The sequence below is a fragment of the Amycolatopsis sp. WQ 127309 genome (assembly GCF_023023025.1).
Lineage (GTDB): Bacteria > Actinomycetota > Actinomycetes > Mycobacteriales > Pseudonocardiaceae > Amycolatopsis.
This window is the reverse complement of record NZ_CP095481.1, coordinates 562,323-578,007: the sequence shown is the minus strand read 5'-3', so window position 1 is coordinate 578,007 and position 15,685 is coordinate 562,323. Positions and strand designations below refer to the sequence as shown.

17 protein-coding genes and 1 pseudogene are annotated in these 15,685 nt (G+C 72.2%); 12 read left to right on the top strand and 6 right to left on the bottom strand.

All coding sequences use genetic code 11. From position 1 onward, the window contains the following. Positions 1-49 precede the first annotated feature (49 nt). From MUY22_RS02080 to MUY22_RS02060, 5 genes are read left to right on the top strand one after another with little or no spacing between them, the layout of a single operon-like run. On the top strand, positions 50-367 hold the full coding sequence (locus MUY22_RS02080) for a hypothetical protein (RefSeq protein ID WP_247056419.1): 318 nt from the start codon (positions 50-52) through the stop codon (positions 365-367). Then, entirely contained in the window at positions 355-1,176 is an 822-nt protein-coding gene (locus MUY22_RS02075) for an MFS transporter (protein ID WP_247056417.1), read from the top strand. Before MUY22_RS02080 ends, MUY22_RS02075 begins: the two co-directional genes overlap by 13 nt. Continuing rightward, complete coding sequence (locus MUY22_RS02070) at positions 1,173-2,336, top strand: glycoside hydrolase family 1 protein (protein WP_247056415.1); 1,164 nt, start codon at positions 1,173-1,175, stop codon at positions 2,334-2,336. Before MUY22_RS02075 ends, MUY22_RS02070 begins: the two co-directional genes overlap by 4 nt. Next, the gene (locus MUY22_RS02065; RefSeq protein ID WP_247056413.1) at positions 2,333-3,535 is read left to right on the top strand and encodes a serine hydrolase; all 1,203 of its coding nucleotides are present in this window, start codon (positions 2,333-2,335) and stop codon (positions 3,533-3,535) included. The genes MUY22_RS02070 and MUY22_RS02065 overlap by 4 nt, the downstream gene beginning before the upstream one ends. Next, positions 3,532-4,452 carry a glycoside hydrolase family 130 protein gene (locus MUY22_RS02060; RefSeq protein ID WP_247056411.1) on the top strand — a complete coding sequence of 307 codons (921 nt, stop codon included), beginning with the start codon at positions 3,532-3,534 and terminating at the stop codon, positions 4,450-4,452. Before MUY22_RS02065 ends, MUY22_RS02060 begins: the two co-directional genes overlap by 4 nt. Here MUY22_RS02060 and MUY22_RS02055 read toward each other — a convergent pair whose 3' ends face one another. Further along, a complete protein-coding gene (locus tag MUY22_RS02055) occupies positions 4,453-4,878 on the bottom strand; it encodes a nitroreductase family deazaflavin-dependent oxidoreductase (protein WP_247056409.1) in 426 nt (141 codons plus the stop codon). 17 nt (positions 4,879-4,895) lie between these two features. After that, positions 4,896-5,618: an SDR family NAD(P)-dependent oxidoreductase gene (locus MUY22_RS02050; protein ID WP_247056407.1), complete on the bottom strand. Its 723-nt coding sequence runs from the start codon at positions 5,616-5,618 to the stop codon at positions 4,896-4,898. A 134-nt stretch (positions 5,619-5,752) separates the two neighbouring features. Between MUY22_RS02050 and MUY22_RS02045 the strand changes: the two genes are divergently transcribed. Continuing rightward, the gene (locus MUY22_RS02045; protein WP_247056405.1) at positions 5,753-6,346 is read left to right on the top strand and encodes a TetR/AcrR family transcriptional regulator; all 594 of its coding nucleotides are present in this window, start codon (positions 5,753-5,755) and stop codon (positions 6,344-6,346) included. Positions 6,347-6,516: 170 nt separating this feature from the next. Further along, positions 6,517-7,445: pseudogene (locus MUY22_RS02040) on the top strand (fatty acid desaturase). Here MUY22_RS02040 and MUY22_RS02035 read toward each other — a convergent pair. Continuing rightward, positions 7,437-7,880, bottom strand: coding sequence for a DUF5994 family protein (locus MUY22_RS02035; RefSeq protein WP_247056403.1), 444 nt, complete (start codon positions 7,878-7,880; stop codon positions 7,437-7,439). The pseudogene MUY22_RS02040 and the gene MUY22_RS02035 overlap by 9 nt on opposite strands. A 148-nt stretch (positions 7,881-8,028) precedes the next feature. Between MUY22_RS02035 and MUY22_RS02030 the strand changes: the two genes are divergently transcribed. From MUY22_RS02030 to MUY22_RS02010, 5 genes are all read left to right on the top strand, one after another. Next, the gene (locus MUY22_RS02030; RefSeq protein ID WP_247056401.1) at positions 8,029-9,180 is read left to right on the top strand and encodes a N(5)-(carboxyethyl)ornithine synthase; all 1,152 of its coding nucleotides are present in this window, start codon (positions 8,029-8,031) and stop codon (positions 9,178-9,180) included. 112 nt (positions 9,181-9,292) lie between these two features. Continuing rightward, entirely contained in the window at positions 9,293-10,012 is a 720-nt protein-coding gene (locus tag MUY22_RS02025) for a GAF and ANTAR domain-containing protein (protein ID WP_247056399.1), read from the top strand. Between the two features lie 51 nt (positions 10,013-10,063). Continuing rightward, complete coding sequence (locus MUY22_RS02020; protein ID WP_247056396.1) at positions 10,064-10,798, top strand: GAF and ANTAR domain-containing protein; 735 nt, start codon at positions 10,064-10,066, stop codon at positions 10,796-10,798. Between the two features lie 130 nt (positions 10,799-10,928). Further along, positions 10,929-11,159, top strand: a complete 231-nt coding sequence (locus MUY22_RS02015) for a hypothetical protein (RefSeq protein ID WP_247056394.1) — start codon at positions 10,929-10,931, stop codon at positions 11,157-11,159. Positions 11,160-11,294: 135 nt separating this feature from the next. After that, positions 11,295-11,627: a hypothetical protein gene (locus tag MUY22_RS02010; protein ID WP_247056391.1), complete on the top strand. Its 333-nt coding sequence runs from the start codon at positions 11,295-11,297 to the stop codon at positions 11,625-11,627. A gap of 519 nt (positions 11,628-12,146) precedes the next feature. On the opposite strand, the gene MUY22_RS02005 is transcribed toward MUY22_RS02010, so the two are convergent. The 3 genes from MUY22_RS02005 to MUY22_RS01995 all read right to left on the bottom strand — a co-directional run bounded on the left by MUY22_RS02005 (position 12,147) and on the right by MUY22_RS01995 (position 15,525). Continuing rightward, positions 12,147-12,782, bottom strand: coding sequence for a PaaI family thioesterase (locus tag MUY22_RS02005; RefSeq protein ID WP_247056389.1), 636 nt, complete (start codon positions 12,780-12,782; stop codon positions 12,147-12,149). Positions 12,783-12,908: 126 nt separating this feature from the next. Further along, positions 12,909-14,399 carry an alpha/beta fold hydrolase gene (locus MUY22_RS02000; protein WP_371827646.1) on the bottom strand — a complete coding sequence of 497 codons (1,491 nt, stop codon included), beginning with the start codon at positions 14,397-14,399 and terminating at the stop codon, positions 12,909-12,911. 163 nt (positions 14,400-14,562) lie between these two features. Continuing rightward, complete coding sequence (locus tag MUY22_RS01995) at positions 14,563-15,525, bottom strand: ferritin-like domain-containing protein (RefSeq protein ID WP_247056385.1); 963 nt, start codon at positions 15,523-15,525, stop codon at positions 14,563-14,565. Between the last annotated feature and the right edge of the window lie 160 nt (positions 15,526-15,685).

Genomic DNA, 15,685 nt, shown 5'->3' with positions numbered 1-15,685 from the left:
GGGAAATTGAAAACACAGCATCGCTGGGTTTTCGTGTAGCGTCCTCGCCGTGGAGAGATCGACGATGATCGACGCGAGCACCGTGCGGCTCGGCCGTCTCGGGCCGTTGCTGCTGCTCGGCCAGCTGGCCTGGGCCGCCCCGGGCGCGGCGAGCGGCACCCTGCTCGCGGCCCTGCTGGCCGGCGTCACCCCCGCGCACAAGGTCGGCGTCTTCACCGCCTACGCCGTGGCCGGCGCGGTGACGAGTGCCGCCGGCACCGTGCTCGGCGGGCTCCTCTCGGACCGGACGCGCAGCCGGCTGGGCCGCCGGTCGCCGTGGCTGCTCGGCTCGGCGTCGGGACGTGGGTGGCCGCGTTGTCTGCGCTGATCCCCGACCACGTGCCGGCCGGCTCGGTCGGCCGGGCGTCGGCGTTCGCCGGCTTCGGCTTCCTGCTCGGGCAGACCGCCGGCGGGGTCGTGGCGGGCGCGCTGGTGACGACGCCGGCGCGCGGGCTGATCGCCGTCCCGTGGCTGCTGGTGCTGGTCGCGGTCGTCCTCGCGCTCGCCGTGCCCGGGCGCGACAACCGGGACGAGCCCCGGCGGGTCGCCCGGCGCGACCTGGCGCTCCCGGCGTCGCGCGACTTCTGGCTCGCCTTCACCGGGCGGTTCCTGTTCATCCTGGCGATCCTGATGATCACGACGTTCCAGCTCTACCTGCTCACCGACTACCTGGGCCTGTCCACCGCCGAAGCCGGCCGGGTCGTCGGCCTGGCGACGCTGCTGGTGGGCGTGCTCTCGGCCGTCTCGGTGATCGTCGCGGGGGTCATGGCCGACCGGCTCGGCCGGCTGAAACCGGTGGTCGGCGGGGCGCCGGTGCTGCTGGCGCTCGGCCTGGTCCCGCTGCTCGTCGCGCCGGGGCTGGGCACCGAGCTGGTGTTCTTCGGGATCGTCGGGCTGACGCTGGGCGCGTACCTGGCGGTCGACCAGGCCCTGATGGTCGCGGTGCTGCCCGATCCCGGCACGGCCGCGCGCGACCTCGGCGTGCTGAGCATCGGCTCGACGCTGCCCGGCGTCGTCGCGCCGATCGCCGGCGGCCTGCTCGCCGGCGCGGCCGGTTACCTGGCGATCTTCGTGGTCGCCCTCGTCCTGGCGGTGGCCGCGGCCGCCGTCGTCCTCGGCATCAGGAGTGTGCGATGACCTTCCCGCCCGGTTTCCTCTGGGGTGTCGCGACCGGCGCCCACCAGACCGAGGGCGGCAACGTCGCCAGCGACTGGTGGTACCGCGAGAACCGGCCGGACTCGCCGGTCGCCGAGCGCTGCGGCGACGCCGTCGACAGCTACCACCGCTGGCCCGAGGACCTGGACCTCGCCGCAGGCGCGGGGTTCACCGACTACCGCTTCGGCATCGAGTGGTCCCGCGTCGAACCGGCCGACGGCCACCTCTCGCACGCCGCCGTCGCGCACTACCGCCGGATCGCCGAAGGCGCGCGCGAACGCGGGCTGCGGCCCCTCGCGACGCTGCACCACTTCACGCTGCCGCTGTGGTTCTCCGCGGCCGGCGGCTGGCTGCGACCCGATGCCGCGGACCGGTTCCTGCGGTACGTCGACGCGCTCGCGCCCGTCCTCGGCGCCGGCGTCGAACGCGTGGAGACCATCAACGAACCCAACATCGTCGCCATCTTCCCGAAACTGACGGCCGCCGGGGAGCTGGCCCGCGGCCTGCCCGAGCCGGACGCGGCGACGACGGACGCGATGATCGCGGTCCACCGGTCCACTGTGGACCGACTGCGGGCGAACCACCCGGGTGTGCTCGTGGGCTGGGGCGTCTCGGTCCAGGACTACCAGGCCGAACCCGGTGCCGAGGCGGCGCTGGAGGCCTACGCCGAGCCCCGCGACCAGGTCTTCCTGCGGGCGAGCGCGGGCGACGACTTCGTCGGCGTCCAGACCTACACCGGCGGCCGGCTGCGCGCGGACGGCACGGTGGCCGAAGACCCGGCGGCCGAACGCACGCAGACCGGCTGGGAGTACACGCCCGGCGCGTTGGGCGGAGCGGTGCGGCGGGTGGCGCGCGTGGCCCGCGACGTCCCGATCATCGTCACCGAAAACGGCGTCGCGACGGCGGACGACGACCGGCGCGTCGCCTACACGACCGGCGCGCTGGAGTCGTTGCGCGAGGCGATGGCCGACGGCGCCGACGTCCGCGGATACTTCCACTGGAGCCTGCTGGACAACTGGGAGTGGGGCCACTGGGGTCCGACGTTCGGCCTGGTCGCCGTCGACCGCACGACGTTCGCGCGCACGCCCAAGCCGTCCCTGAAGTGGCTGGGCGGGCTCGCGCCGTCGAGGATGGACGCGTGACCCCCGAAGACGCCGGCCTCTCGCCGGCCGGACTGGACCGCGTCGACGCCGCCGTGCAGCGGCAGATCGACGACGGCGTGATCGCCGGCGCCGTCACACTGGTGGCGCGCCACGGCGAGGTCGTGCGCACCACGGTGCTGGGCCGCGACCGCCGGTTCCCGCGCAGGCCGCTGCGAACCGACACGATCTTCCGGATCTTCTCCATGACGAAACCCGTCACCGGCCTGGCCATGTCCATCCTCGCCGACCGCGGGCTCTGGAAGCCGGCCGACGCGATCGCCGAGCACCTGCCCGAGCTCGAGGACCTGCGCGTCGCCACCGGGTTCGACGACCGCGGCCGCCCGCTGCTCGCCGACCCGGTGCACCCGCCGACCGTGCTCGAGCTGCTGACGCACACCGCGGGGTTCGCCTACGGCTGGGACAAGGGCGATCCGATGACCCGGCTCTACCGCGCCGAACGGCCGTTCCGGGCCACGAGCCTCGACGACTTCGTGGCGCGCGTGAGCCGGCTCCCGCTGGCCTACCAGCCGGGGACGAGCTGGCGCTACAGCCTGTCGATGGACCTGCAGGGCGCGATCATCGAGCGGCTCAGCGGCCAGTCGCTGCCGGACTTCTTCCGCGAGCACATCTTCGAGCCGCTGGGCATGACCGACACCGCGTTCCACACCCCGCCGGAGAAACGGCGGCGGCGGGCGGCGCTGCACTTCACCGGCGGCCCGGTCCGGCTGCTGCCGATCCGGAACCCGCTCTACCGCGACTCCGCCACCCCGCCCGCGGCGGCGATGGGCGGCATGGGCCTGGTCTCCACGATCGGCGACTACGCGAAGTTCGCCCAGCTGCTGCTGAACCGCGGCGAGTGGCACGGCCGCCGGATCGTCAGCGAAGAAGCTCTCGCCGCGCAGATGTCCAACCAGCTGCCGGAATCCTTGCTGGAGAAGGGTTTCCACGCCGGGCACATGGACCTGCGGCCCGGGTTCGGTTACGGCTACGACGGCGCGGTGTTCCACGACCCGGCCCTGGCCGGCGCCCCGGTCGGGCGCGGCACCTACCAGTGGGACGGCGCCGCGGGCACCTGGTTCTGGGTCGATCCCGAGCACGACCTGCTCTACGTCGGGATGATCCAGCTGCTGTCGTACGCGGCGCCGCCGTTGCAGAAGATCACCCAGGCGCTGATCGCCGAAGCGCTGCTCGACCGGTGACCGCGACGTTCCCGCTCGGGCCGTTCGAACCGAGCCCGGCCAACCCGATCCTGCGCCCGCGCGGTGCCGGCTGGGAGTCGGCGAACCTCTACAACCCGGCCGCGATCGTCGTCGGCGACCGCGTCGCGCTGCTCTACCGCGCGCACGCGGCCGACCGCGTCTCCCGCATCGGCCTCGCCTGGAGCGAGGACGGCGTCCGGTTCGACCGCGAAGACGACCCGGTCCTCGTTCCTGAGCACGACTACGAGCGGGCCGGGTGCGAAGACCCCCGGATCACGCGGGTCGGCGAGACGTACTACCTGACGTACAGCGGTTTCGACGGCGCGCGGGCCCAGCTGTGCCTGGCGACGTCGGCCGATCTGCGTACCTGGACGAAGCACGGCCCGCTGTTCCCGGGCTTCAACACCTGGCGGACCTTGCCTTACGGGCCGGACAAGCCGTGGAGCAAGGCCGGCGTCATCCACCCGGAGAAGCTCGGCGGCCGCTACTGGATGTGGTTCGGCGAGGGCACGATCCACGCGGCGACGTCGGCGGACCTGCTGCACTGGACGCCGGTGGCCGGCGACGAGCACCCGATGCACACGCCGACCCCCGGCGAGTGGGACGCGACCCTGGTCGAGATCGGAGCCCCACCGGTCCGCACGGCCGACGGCCTGCTGGTGTTCCTGACCAACGGCGCGACCGCGTCGTCGCCGGCGGAGGTCCACTACCGCTGCGGCCAGATCGCGGTGGCCGAAGCGGATCCGGCGACGGTCGTCGCGCGCACGAGCGAACCGTGGCTGCGCCCGACGAGCTTCGAGGACACCCACGGGATGGTCTCGAACGTCACGTTCGTCGAAGGCCTGGTGCACTTCCGGGGCCGGTGGCTCGCCTACTACGGCCAGAGCGACACGACCCTGGCCGTCGCGATCTGCTGATCACCGTCGTTCCAGGACGACGATGGGAATCTCGCGGCCGGCCGCTTTCGCCCGGTACTCGGGGAAGTGCGGCCAGAAGGTCTCCGCGATCCGCCACCAGCGGTCTTTCTCATCACCGTGCACTTCGCGCGCGCGGACGGCGCGGACGTCGTCGTGGTCCTGCACGCGCACGAGCGGATCGGCGAGGATGTTCCGGTACCAGGCGGGGTGCTCGGGCGCACCCCCGGCGGACGCGACCACGGCGTAGACACCGTCGTGCTCGATCCGGATCAGCGGGGTCTTGCGGACCTTGCCGGTCTTGGCACCGGTGGTGGTGAGGATGACGACGGGCCGGCCTTCGAGCGTCCCGCCCTCGCGGCCACCGGTGGCTTCGTACCGCTCGACCTGCTCGCGGACGCGCTCACTGGGGCTGGGTGCGTAGTCCATGGTTCGTGCTCCTGTCTTCAGATGGCGGTGCGGCCGCCGTCGGCGGCGATGGTCGCGCCCGTGACGTAACTCGCCTTCGGGGACGCCAGGAACGCCACCACCTCGGCGATCTCCGCCGGGTCGGCGGCCCGCTTCATCGCGGTCGTCCCGGCGAGCGCGTCGAACAGGTCGCGGGCCTCCGGGCGGGTGTACACCGGGCCCGGCGCGACGGTGTTGAAGCGGACGCCCCGGCCGCTGTACTCGGCGGCCCAGCCGCGGGTCAGGGCGGCGAGCGCCGCCTTGGTCGCGCCGTACGCGGCGCCGTTCACCAGGCCGACGCTGCCCGCCATGCTGCCCAGCGAGATCACGCTGCCCGACCCCCGGGCCGCCATCGCCGGGGCGAACGCGGCCACCAGCAGGAACGGCGCGCGGACGTTGCCGGCGAACATCGCGTCGTAGTCGGCGAGCTTCAGGTCCTCGGTCGGCGCCCAGACCGACTGGCCGGCGTTGTTGACCAGGACGTCGATCTCGCCGACGCCGGCCGCGAGCCGCTCGATGGCGGCCGGGTCTTCGAGGTCGGCCTCGACGAACCGGGCCTGACCACCCGCGGCGGTGATCTCCTCGACGGTCTCGGCGCCGCGGCGAGCGTTGCGGCCGACCGCGATGACGGTCAGCCCGTCGGCGGCCAGCTTCTTCGCCACCGCTTTGCCGATCCCGGACGTCGCGCCGGTGACCAGGGCGGTAGCAGGTTGTACGGACATGATCGGCACCTTCCGGAGTTGTCATCCAGACCGGTCTGTCTGGCAAGAATCAACCTAGACAGACCGGTCTGGATGCGTCAAGGGTGACGCTCGCCTCAGCCCAGACAGACCGACCTGTCTGCTATGGTGTGCGCATGTCCGATAAGGCGCCGTCACCCCGGGAACGCAGCGCGGCCGCGCGAGCGCGGCTGCTGGCCGCCGCCGACGAGCTGTTCTACGCCGAGGGCGTCCAGTCCGTCGGGATCGACCGGGTCATCGAGCACGCCGGCGTCGCCAAGGCGACGCTCTACAGCGCGTTCGGCAGCAAGGACGGCCTCGTCCGCGCGTACCTGGAGGCGCGGCACGCCGCCACGGCCGACCGGATGGCCCGCGAGCTCGAAACCCGTTACGTCACACCGAAAGAGCGCCTCGTCGGCGCCTTCGAAGTGCAGGGGCTGTCGTTCACCGAGCCGGGCTTCCGGGGCTGCGCGTTCGTCAGCGCGAGCGCCGACGCCGCGCCGGGCGGCGTGGTCGAGGAGACCGCCGCCGACTACCGCACCTGGCTGCACGACCTGTTCTTCGACCTCGCCCAGCAGGCGCACGCGACGGACCCGAAGCTGCTCGCGCGACAGCTGGTGCTGCTCTACGACGGCGCCGGGATCAGCGCGTGGATGGACCGCGACCCGAGCGCGGAATCGGCCGCCCGCGGCGTCGCGGCCGCCTTGGTGAGCGCCGCCGTCCCGGACTGACCAGGCCGGCCGGAACCGTCGGCGGCGCAACGGCCGCCGCACGTTACGCGCGTGTGGAAACGATCCGGGACCACCCGCCTGGCCGAGCGCGGGCGCGGTGCGCGCGCCTACGCTGGGGGCGCGCCCCGGACCCAGGTGACCGCAGCCGAACGGCCCGAGGAGATCCGCCGATGACCACCACGCACCGGGAGCTCGACCCCGTCGAGATCGAGCAGATCGGCACGGAGCTGGACAAGCTGCGCACCCGCGTCGCCGGTGAGCTCGGCGCGGAAGACGCCGACTACATCCACAACGTCGTTGCCGTGCAACGGTTCTGCGAGATCGCCGGCCGGGTGCTGTTGTTCGCCGGCTGGTTCCCGCCCGCCTGGGCCGGCGAGGTCGCGGCGCTGACGCTGTCGAAGATCCTCGACAACATGGAGATCGGCCACAACGTCATGCACGGCCAGTACAACTGGATGAAGGACCCGGCGCTGAACTCGCGGACCTTCGAGTGGGACATGGTGTGCCCGGGCGAGCAGTGGCGCAGGCGGTGTTCTTCGAGTACGGGATCATGCTGCACGACCTCGAAGTCGACCGGATCGTGCAGGGGCGCCGAGGCTGGCGTGACGTCCTCCCGCTGCTGAAGCCGATGCTGCACAAGACGGCGCGCCAGGCCGGGCGCGACTACGTCGTCTACCCGCTGCTCACCGGGCCGCTCGCGCCGCTGACCCTGACGGCGAACGTCACGGCCAACGTGCTCCGCAACCTCTGGGCGTTCTCGATCATCTTCTGCGGCCACTTCCCCGACGGTGCCGAGGTTTTCGCCGAGGAGGAGAGCGCGAACGAGAGCCGCGGCCAGTGGTACCTGCGTCAGATGCTCGGGTCGGCGAACATCACCGGCAGCCCGCTGTTCCACGTGCTCTCGGGCAACCTCAGCCACCAGATCGAGCACCACCTGTTCCCGGACCTGCCCAGCCACCGCTACCCGCGGATCGCCGCCGAGGTGCGGGAGATCTGCGAGCGGCACGACCTGCCGTACAACACGGGATCGCTGTCCCGGCAGCTGGGCTCGGTGGTCCGCAAGATCTTCCGCCTCGCGCTCCCGGGGCGTCTACTTTAGACGGTCCAGCAGCGTGTCGACGGTGTCGGTGCCGTCGCGGTGCGCCGCCGCCATCTGCACGTCGTGCGCGGCTTCCGGGTTCGCGTCCGGGGGAACGGTCAGCAGGGTCACGCGGTGGCGGTCCGACGCGCCGATCACGGTGAGCGTGCCGGCTCGCTGCGAGCGGAACCCCTCCAGCCGGACCCGCTCGCCGTCGTACTCGATTCGCCTTGGCGGGTCGGCGAAATCGCCGAGGTGGAAGGTGACGCGCTCGATCCGGCCCAGCCGGACGGCCAGTACGGCGAACAGCTCCGGCAGCTCGCCGACCAGGTCGGCCGAGCGTGGCCACCACGCGCCGTCGACGTAGCCCGTCGTGGGTCCCTTCGGCTTCAACCGAAGCCGGAGGGCGTGCTCCTCCGCCGCGGGGGTGGTGACAGTGCTGGGGGCCGACGTCATGCCGGGACTCCCGTCCCCGGCCGCCGATCGCGACCGGTACGCGCCCGAGGACGGCGCGGGCTCGAGCGCCCGCGCGCGAAATGCTCTCGGTCACCACAGACACTACACGCACTGTGTGTTAAGACTGGGGTCTACCGAAGGGGCCCTCGTGGACCAGCTCACCCTCGGCGTCGTCTCCCGTTCACGGAAAGAGAACGAACGCCGGCTTCCCATCCACCCCCGCCACTTCGAGCGGATCGATGCCGATCTGCGCGAACGCATCTTCCTCGAACACGGCTACGGCGAGAACTTCGGCGTCGCGGACGAACAGCTGGCCGGCCTCGTCGGCGGCCTGCGCACCCACGAGCAGCTCGTCGCCGAGTGCGACGTCCTGTTGCTCGCCAAGCCGTTGCGGGAGGACGTCGCCGAGCTGCGCCCCGGCCAGGTGCTGTGGGGCTGGCCGCACTGCGTCCAGGACACCGGGCTCACGCAGCTGGCGATCGACAGCAGGCTGACGCTGATCGCGTTCGAGGCGATGAACCACTGGAACCGCGACGGCTCGTTCGGGCTGCACGTCTTCCACAAGAACAACGAGCTCGCCGGCTACTGCTCGGTGCTGCACGCGCTGCAGCTGGCCGGTGCGACCGGGGACTACGGCCGCCGGCTGAACGCGGTCGTGATCGGTTTCGGCGCGACGGCACGGGGTTCGGTGACCGCGCTCAACGCGCACGGGGTGCACGACGTGCACGTGCTCACCGGCCGGGGGATCGCCGCGGTCGGCTCGCCGATCCACTCCGCCACGATGGTGCACTTCGAGCACGACGAGAACAACCCGGGTGACCTCCGGCGCAGCCACGCGCTGACCGAGCGGGGCCGAGTTCCGCTGGCCGGGTTCCTCGCCGAGCACGACATCGTCGTCAACTGCGTGCTACAGGACACCGCCGAGCCCCTGACGTTCCTCATCGAGGAAGACCTCGCCGCGTTCGCGCCGGGCAGCCTCATCGTCGACGTCTCCTGCGACGAGGGCATGGGCTTCAGCTGGGCGAAGCCCACCACGTTCGCCCGGCCGGCCTTCACGGTCGGCGACGGCATCACCTACTACGCCGTCGACCACAGCCCGTCCTACCTGTGGAACTCGGCCACCTGGGAGATCAGCGAGGCGCTGCTGCCGCTGCTGCGGCCGGTGCTCGGCGGACCGTCCGAATGGGACGGTCACGAGACCGTGCGGCGCGCCGTCGAGATCCGCGACGGCGTCATCGTGAACCCCGCGATCCTGGCCTTCCAGCACCGGTCGGCGGCGTACCCGCACGTAGCGGGGTAGGGTGCGGTGCGGCCGCGATTGCGGAGCTGATCCGGACCCAGTCCTTTCCGAGTCGGTGTGGCGGTGCAGGACACCGACCCGGAGGAGGCCCGCATGTGCCGGCGTGTGGTGGTTGGCTGAACTCGACGCCTTGCGCAGCGGCGTCCTGGCCGCGCTCGCGGACGGCCGGGCGGGCAGCGGCGTCGACACGGTCGGCCGGGTGTGCCGGGCGTGCGTCGAGCTGCTCCCGGTCGACGGCGCCGCGGTATCGGTGATGGCCGGCGCCGGGCACCGCGAAGTCGTCTACACGAGCGACGAGGTGAGTTCCGTGCTCGCCGAAATGCAGTTCTCGCTCGGCGAAGGCCCGTGTTTCGAAGCGTTTTCCCAAGGCGGGCCGGTGCTCCACCCCGACCTCGCCGCCGGGCTCCCGCCGGCTTGGCCGGTGTTCGCCGCCCAGGCCGCCGAACACCCGGTGGCGGCGTTGTTCACCTTCCCGCTGCAGATCGGGGTCGTGCGCGTGGCGACCCTCGACACCTACCGGTCGACCCCGGGCTCGCTCACCGCCGTCGAGCTCTCGACGGCCCTGCAGGTGGCCGACATCGCCGCGCTGGCGCTGTCCGGCCTGCTCGGCGGCGACCGGTGGCTCGACGGTGACGGCCGGTGGATGGAGGGCGCGGGGATGCGGCACCGGGAGGTCCACCAGGCCACCGGGATGCTGATCGCGCAGCTCGACGTGCCGGCCGAGGCGGCGCTGGCCCGGATGCGCGCGCACGCCTTCGCCGACGGCCGCCCGCTGCTCGACGTCGCCGCCGACATCGTGGCCGGCCGGCTCCGGCTGGACCGGGAGCCCTGATGAGGACCACCACTGTGAAGACATCCGACGAGCAACCAGGAGATGCCGGCCATGCCCGACCGTGAACGACAGGTGACCCGGACGTTCGTCGCACTGGCCGACACGCTCGTCGACGATTTCGACGTCGCCGACCTGCTGCACACGCTGGTGCGACGGTGCGTGGACCTGCTCGACGTCGCCGCGGCCGGCCTGACGCTGGTCGACGAGCGCGGCAGCCTGCAGGTGCTCGCGTCGTCGACCGAGCAGGCCCGCCTGCTCGAACTGTTCCAGCTCAGCAGCGACGAGGGCCCGTGCGTGGAGTGCTTCGCGAGCCGGACGCCGGTGCTCGTCGCCGACGTGGCCGCGCAGGCCGCCCGCTGGCCGCGGTTCGCCGCCGAAGCCGGCCGCCAGGGGTTCGCCTCGGTGCACGCCCTGCCGATGCGGCTGCGCAAGCAGACCATCGGCGCGCTGAACCTGTTCGGCTCCCGGCCGGGCGAGCTCGGGGCCGACGACGTCTACCTGGCGCAGGGGCTGGCCGACACCGCGACCATCGGCATCCTCCAGGAACGGGCCGTCCGGCAGGGGGAGACGATGTCCGAGCAGCTGCAGACCGCGTTGAACAGCCGGGTGACCATCGAGCAGGCGAAGGGCGTCCTCGCCGTGACCGGCGGGCTCACCATGGACGACGCCTTCGCCGCGTTGCGGGGTTACGCGCGCAGCAACAACCTCCGGCTGAGCGACGTCGCCCGCGCACTCGCCGAACGGGCGCTGGACCCCGGCCTGGTGCTGGCGCGCCGCAAGGCCTGATCACCGGCGGGTGCGAGCGACCGGCGGAACCACCCGGCTGGAGCTGCCGCGGTGCCGCGGCGCTCACGTAGGCTGGATCATCGCCCCGGACCTCGGCGACGAGAGTTCGTCGACGAATCGGGGCTGTGCGGTGGAATCGGCAAAAGCGTTGGACGACGAGTACCCGGTGGGCTGGGTCCTCACCTACCGGGACCGGCGGGTTCCCGGCTGGTCGGCCGGGGTGGTGCTCGGGTCGCCGGTGCGGGATCCGCGCACGGGCCTGGAAACGATCCCGCTGGCCCCGCTGGGCGACGGCCCACCGGTCTGGGTGCCGGACGCCGACGTCGTCGGCATCGAACCCCGGCGCCCACCATCCGGGTGACGTCCGTCCTCAATGGACTGTCCCGGGATGGAACCACCCACCTGGCCGAGCCCGCCGAGCCCCGCCCGGGCTTAGGCTGGACGCCGCGCCCCAGCCCCCGGCGCCCTTCGACGTTCGAGCGAGCGGGGTGACGAGATGGCCACGGCCGAGGATGCCGAACCCGGCGTGTACCCACCGGGCTGGCAGGTCCGCTACCGCGGCCGCCGGGAGCCGTCGATGCCCGGGTTGCGAACGTCGCGGGAACGCATCGGCACGATCGCCGGCCCCACCCTGCGCGACGAGCACACGTGCACGACGTGGGTCCGGGTCAGACCGTTCCGCGCGGCCCCCGGCACCCCGCTGAGGCTGGTGCGCTCGACGGACATCCTCGACGCCCGCCCCCCGGGCGAACCGATGCCCCCAACCCCCGCGAACGACGACGACGAAGGCCGCACGGTGGTCATCGAACTACCGGACCGCGGCCCGTGAGCTGTCGGTCGGTCGCTGCCGCGTGAGCTGATGACGCGGGCACGTAAGCGCTGGCGCAGGCGGCCGGTGGTCGCCGGGCCTTCGGAGCCGGGCCCGGGGCCAGGTCGCGTGCCGAGAGGGTCGGCTCACGTACTCGGACGGTCGGCTCACGTACTCGGAGGGTCGGCTCACGTACTCGGAGAGTCGGCTTGCGTCCTTGGAGGGTCGGCTCACGTACTTGGAGGGTCGGCTTGCGTCCTTGGAGGGTCGGCTTGCGTCCTTGGAGGGTCGGCTCGCGGCACGGGAGGCCGGGACTCGCGTGATCTGGGCCGGGACTCGCGTGATCCAAGTCGGACTCGCGTGACCAGAGTCGGGACTCGCGTGATTCGGGCCGGGACTCGCGTGATCCGGGCCGGGACTCGTGTGATTCGGGCCGGACTCGTGTGATCTGGGCCGGGACTCGTGTGACTGAAGGCGGGATTCGCGTGATGGGGAGCCGACTCGTGTGATTGGAGGGGCGACACGGTGGGGCGTGGCGGGTTAGGGAGGTGTGGGGAGGTGGCCGGGGCGGAACTGGACCAGCAGGGCCGTTGCCGTTGCGCAGACCACCTCGCCTGCTCGGAGTTCGCCGGTGGCGTGGAGCTTGCGGCCGTCGCGGCTGGTGAAGCGGCCCTCCGCCGTCAGCGGGACACCGTAGGGCGTGCCCTGGTGGTAGTCGACCGTCAGGGAGGCCGTCATGCCGGGGAAGCCCGCCGCCGCGGTGGCGCGGCCCAGTACGTGGTCCAGGACCGCCGCTACCCAGCCGCCGTGCACCCGGCCGGGTGGTCCCTCGTGCGCCGGGCCGAGGAGCAGCTCCGCCCGCACCGAGTCCGGCCCGACGTGCACCCACGACAACGGTGGCGCCAGCGGGTTTCCCGGCCCTTCGACCGGGTTGTTGATGCTCAGGTGCCCGCCACCCTCGAGCGCGGCCAGCAGCAACGGCGACGCGCCGCCGGCGGCGCGCAGGGCTTCGGTGACGGCCTCGATCCGGTCCGCCGCGGCGACCAGGTCGGCTTCGTCGTCGCGCACGCACACGGCGGCCTCGATCAGGTCCCGGATCCGCGAGCCGAGCAGGGCCCGCGCGGGTGGGACGCCGGGGACCACCGGGTACGCGCTCCTGAGCTGCGGTTCGGCCATCGTCCTCCTGCCGCCGGAACTAGAACACGTTCCACATTAGCAGGATCTTCACCGGCCGCTACGGCGCCAGGTGACAAGGCACGGACGGAGGCGGGCAGGCCGACACCGGCCTGCCCGCCGACGGACTCACCCCGTGACGAACGGGTTCGCGTCCAGCCCGCAGGTCTTGCCCGCCGCCGGGAACGTGCCGGCGATCAGGTAGTTCCGCTTGACCTGCTCCGTGCACGTGCTCGGCGCGTACATCGACGAGTGCCCGAAGCCGTCGGTCACGAACACCTTGGCGCGCGCCAGTTCCGCGGCGCCGTCCTGCGCGCCGTGCAGCGGTGTCGACGGGTCGTACCGGTTGTTGACCACCAGGATCGGCGCCGACGTCCAGCGGTTCCACGGCCCGGTGTACCGGTCGGTGTCCTTGGCCTTCCAGTAAGCGCAGCTCATCATGTCCAGCGCGCCGATCCGCCCGAAGTACGGCACCCGCTGGTCTTCCGACGCGGCGTACCGGCTGTAGATCGCCGGATCGGTGGGGACGTCGCTGTCGGTGCACTGGATCGCGTTGAACGCCTCGGTGCGGTTCGAGGTGTACTGCTCACCGGTGGCCGCCGACAGCCGCGCGACCGTGTTCTTGGCGTTGTACAGGCGCTGCAACAGGTCCGCGATGTCCGGCCAGCCACGGAGGTCCGAAAGGTCGCCCGCGGTGTTGATGATCCCGGAGTACGTCCAGGTTTCCGGGCCGTCGGCCCCCGGGACGGTGATCGGGCCCTGCTTCGCCCGCGCCATGATCGCCGTCCACTTCGCCTTCGGGTCACCCGAGGAGAACGCGCAGTCCGGCCCGGCCGCGGTGCACTGCTTCAGGAACTGGTCGAACGTGTCCGCGATGCCGCGCGGGACGTCCTGCCGGGTGTCGAGCGGGACCGTCGGCCCGGTGCCGTCGTGGCCGGTGGCGCTGCCTGCGAAGTCCATCGACCCGTCGAAGACCATGGCCCGGATCCGGTCCGGGAACAGGTTGGCGTAGACGGCGCCGAGGAACGTCCCGTACGAGATCCCGTGGTAGGTCAGCTTCGGGTCACCGACGGCGCGGCGCAGCAGGTCCAGGTCCCGCGCGGTGTTCGCCGTCGAGACGTGCTGGAGGATGCTCCCCGCCTGCCGTCCGCACCGGTCGGCGAGGTCCTTCGAGGCGGCGTAGAACGGCGCTTCGCCGCTCGGGTCGCCGGGCATTTCCGGGAACGAACCGAAGAACGCCTGCTGGCCGGCTTCGGTGTCGAAGCACCGCACGGCCGTGCTGTTGCCGATGCCCCGCGGGTCCCAGGACACGACGTCGAACCGGGACCGCAGCTCGTCGGAGAACAGCCACGGCCACTTGCCGCGCTCGCGCAGCCGCTGCAGCCCGGACGCGCCGGGGCCGCCGAAGTTGACGAACAACGTCCCGATGCGCTTCGCCGGGTCGGGTGCCGGGAGCTTGATCAGCGCCAGCTGCACCTGGGCGCCGGTGGGCTGGTCGTAGTCCAACGGCACCGGCGCCGTCGAACACTGGAAGCCGTCCTGGCAGTCGGACCAGGTCAGCTGCGGTGCCGCCGGTTCCCGTGGGGTGGCGGCGGTGGCCGGTACGCCGGGCAGGGCCAGGGCGGTCGCCAGCACGGCGACCACGAGCCGGCGCGCACGGCGGGGGAGAAGGGTGGGCAAGGGGGAGTCCTCCAGTTTTGCCGCTTGTGTGTCGCCTCCTCTTGCCCGCAGCCGTGAAAGGTGTTCACGCGGGTGCCGGACCGCCCGGCACCCGCGTCGGAGATCAGTTGGCGGCGCTGGTGTTGACCTCGCCGTTGACGCCCTTGGGGAAGAAGCCGCCGGACTTGGCGGCCTTGTTCGTCAGGTAGACGATGTTGAGGACCTGACCGGGTGAGCGGCTGTAGGCGATGCCGTTGGCGTCGGTGGGGACGATGTTGGCGTTGCCGTGGCTGTCGATGACGCCCTGGTCGTCGTCGGTGGGGCCGTCGAGGCTGTCGCGGGCGGCCGAGAGCTTGACGGTGGCCTTGCCCTCGCCGCGCTGGTAGAGCGCGCTGCGGATGTTCGCCGCGTGGTACGCCTCGACGGCGAGGATGCCGGCGGCGGCTTCGAGGTAGGTCTTGTTGGTGATCAGCGGCGCGGCGCCCTTGTAGGCCGTGACGCCGACGTCTTCGAAGAGGAACGCGGCGAGCAGGAAGTTCTCCTCGCAGGAGAACGCGTCGAAGCCCTGGCCGGGCTTGACGAGCCCGGCGGCCTGGGCGGCGGCGGTGAAGCTGGAGCGCAGGTCGATCGCGGGGCGGCTGACGGCGGCGGAGCCGAGGGCGGAACGCAGGAACTGGACGTGGGCCTTCTCGTCGCCGGCGATCTCCTGCGCGTACTGCTTCGCGGCCTTGGTCTGGAAGCGGACGGCCCGGCCGCCGGTGACACCGCCGCGGGCGCCGGTTCCGGTGGTCATGGCGTCGTCGAGGCCGCGGCCGGTGACGGCGTGCAGGTAGAACTCGGCTTCGAGGTACTCGAGGTTGAGGGCGAAGTTGAGGACGGCGGCGTCGCTGACGCCGCTCGGTGCGGCGGCCGCGGCGGCGGGCCGGGCGGTGGCCGCGGACGCGGTTCCGGCGGTGAGACCGCCGAGGGCCCCGGCGCCGACGACGCCGAGCCCGGTCATGCCCGCCGCTTTGAGGAAGCGGCGGCGGTCCTGGTCGTTCTCGGCACTGCGGTTGATCATGGCTGCGGCGTAGCGTTTGCCGAACACGGGCGAACTCCTCCCCGCCCGCACGCGTACGGCGGGCGAAACCCGCTCGCCGGGCCTCCCGGCGGCGGGGCGGATCCTTCGTGGACATTGCGCTTTCGAGGCCGTCGGCGCCGCGGATGGGTCGGAAATCCGCCCCACTACCCGCTACTCAGCGGTAGGA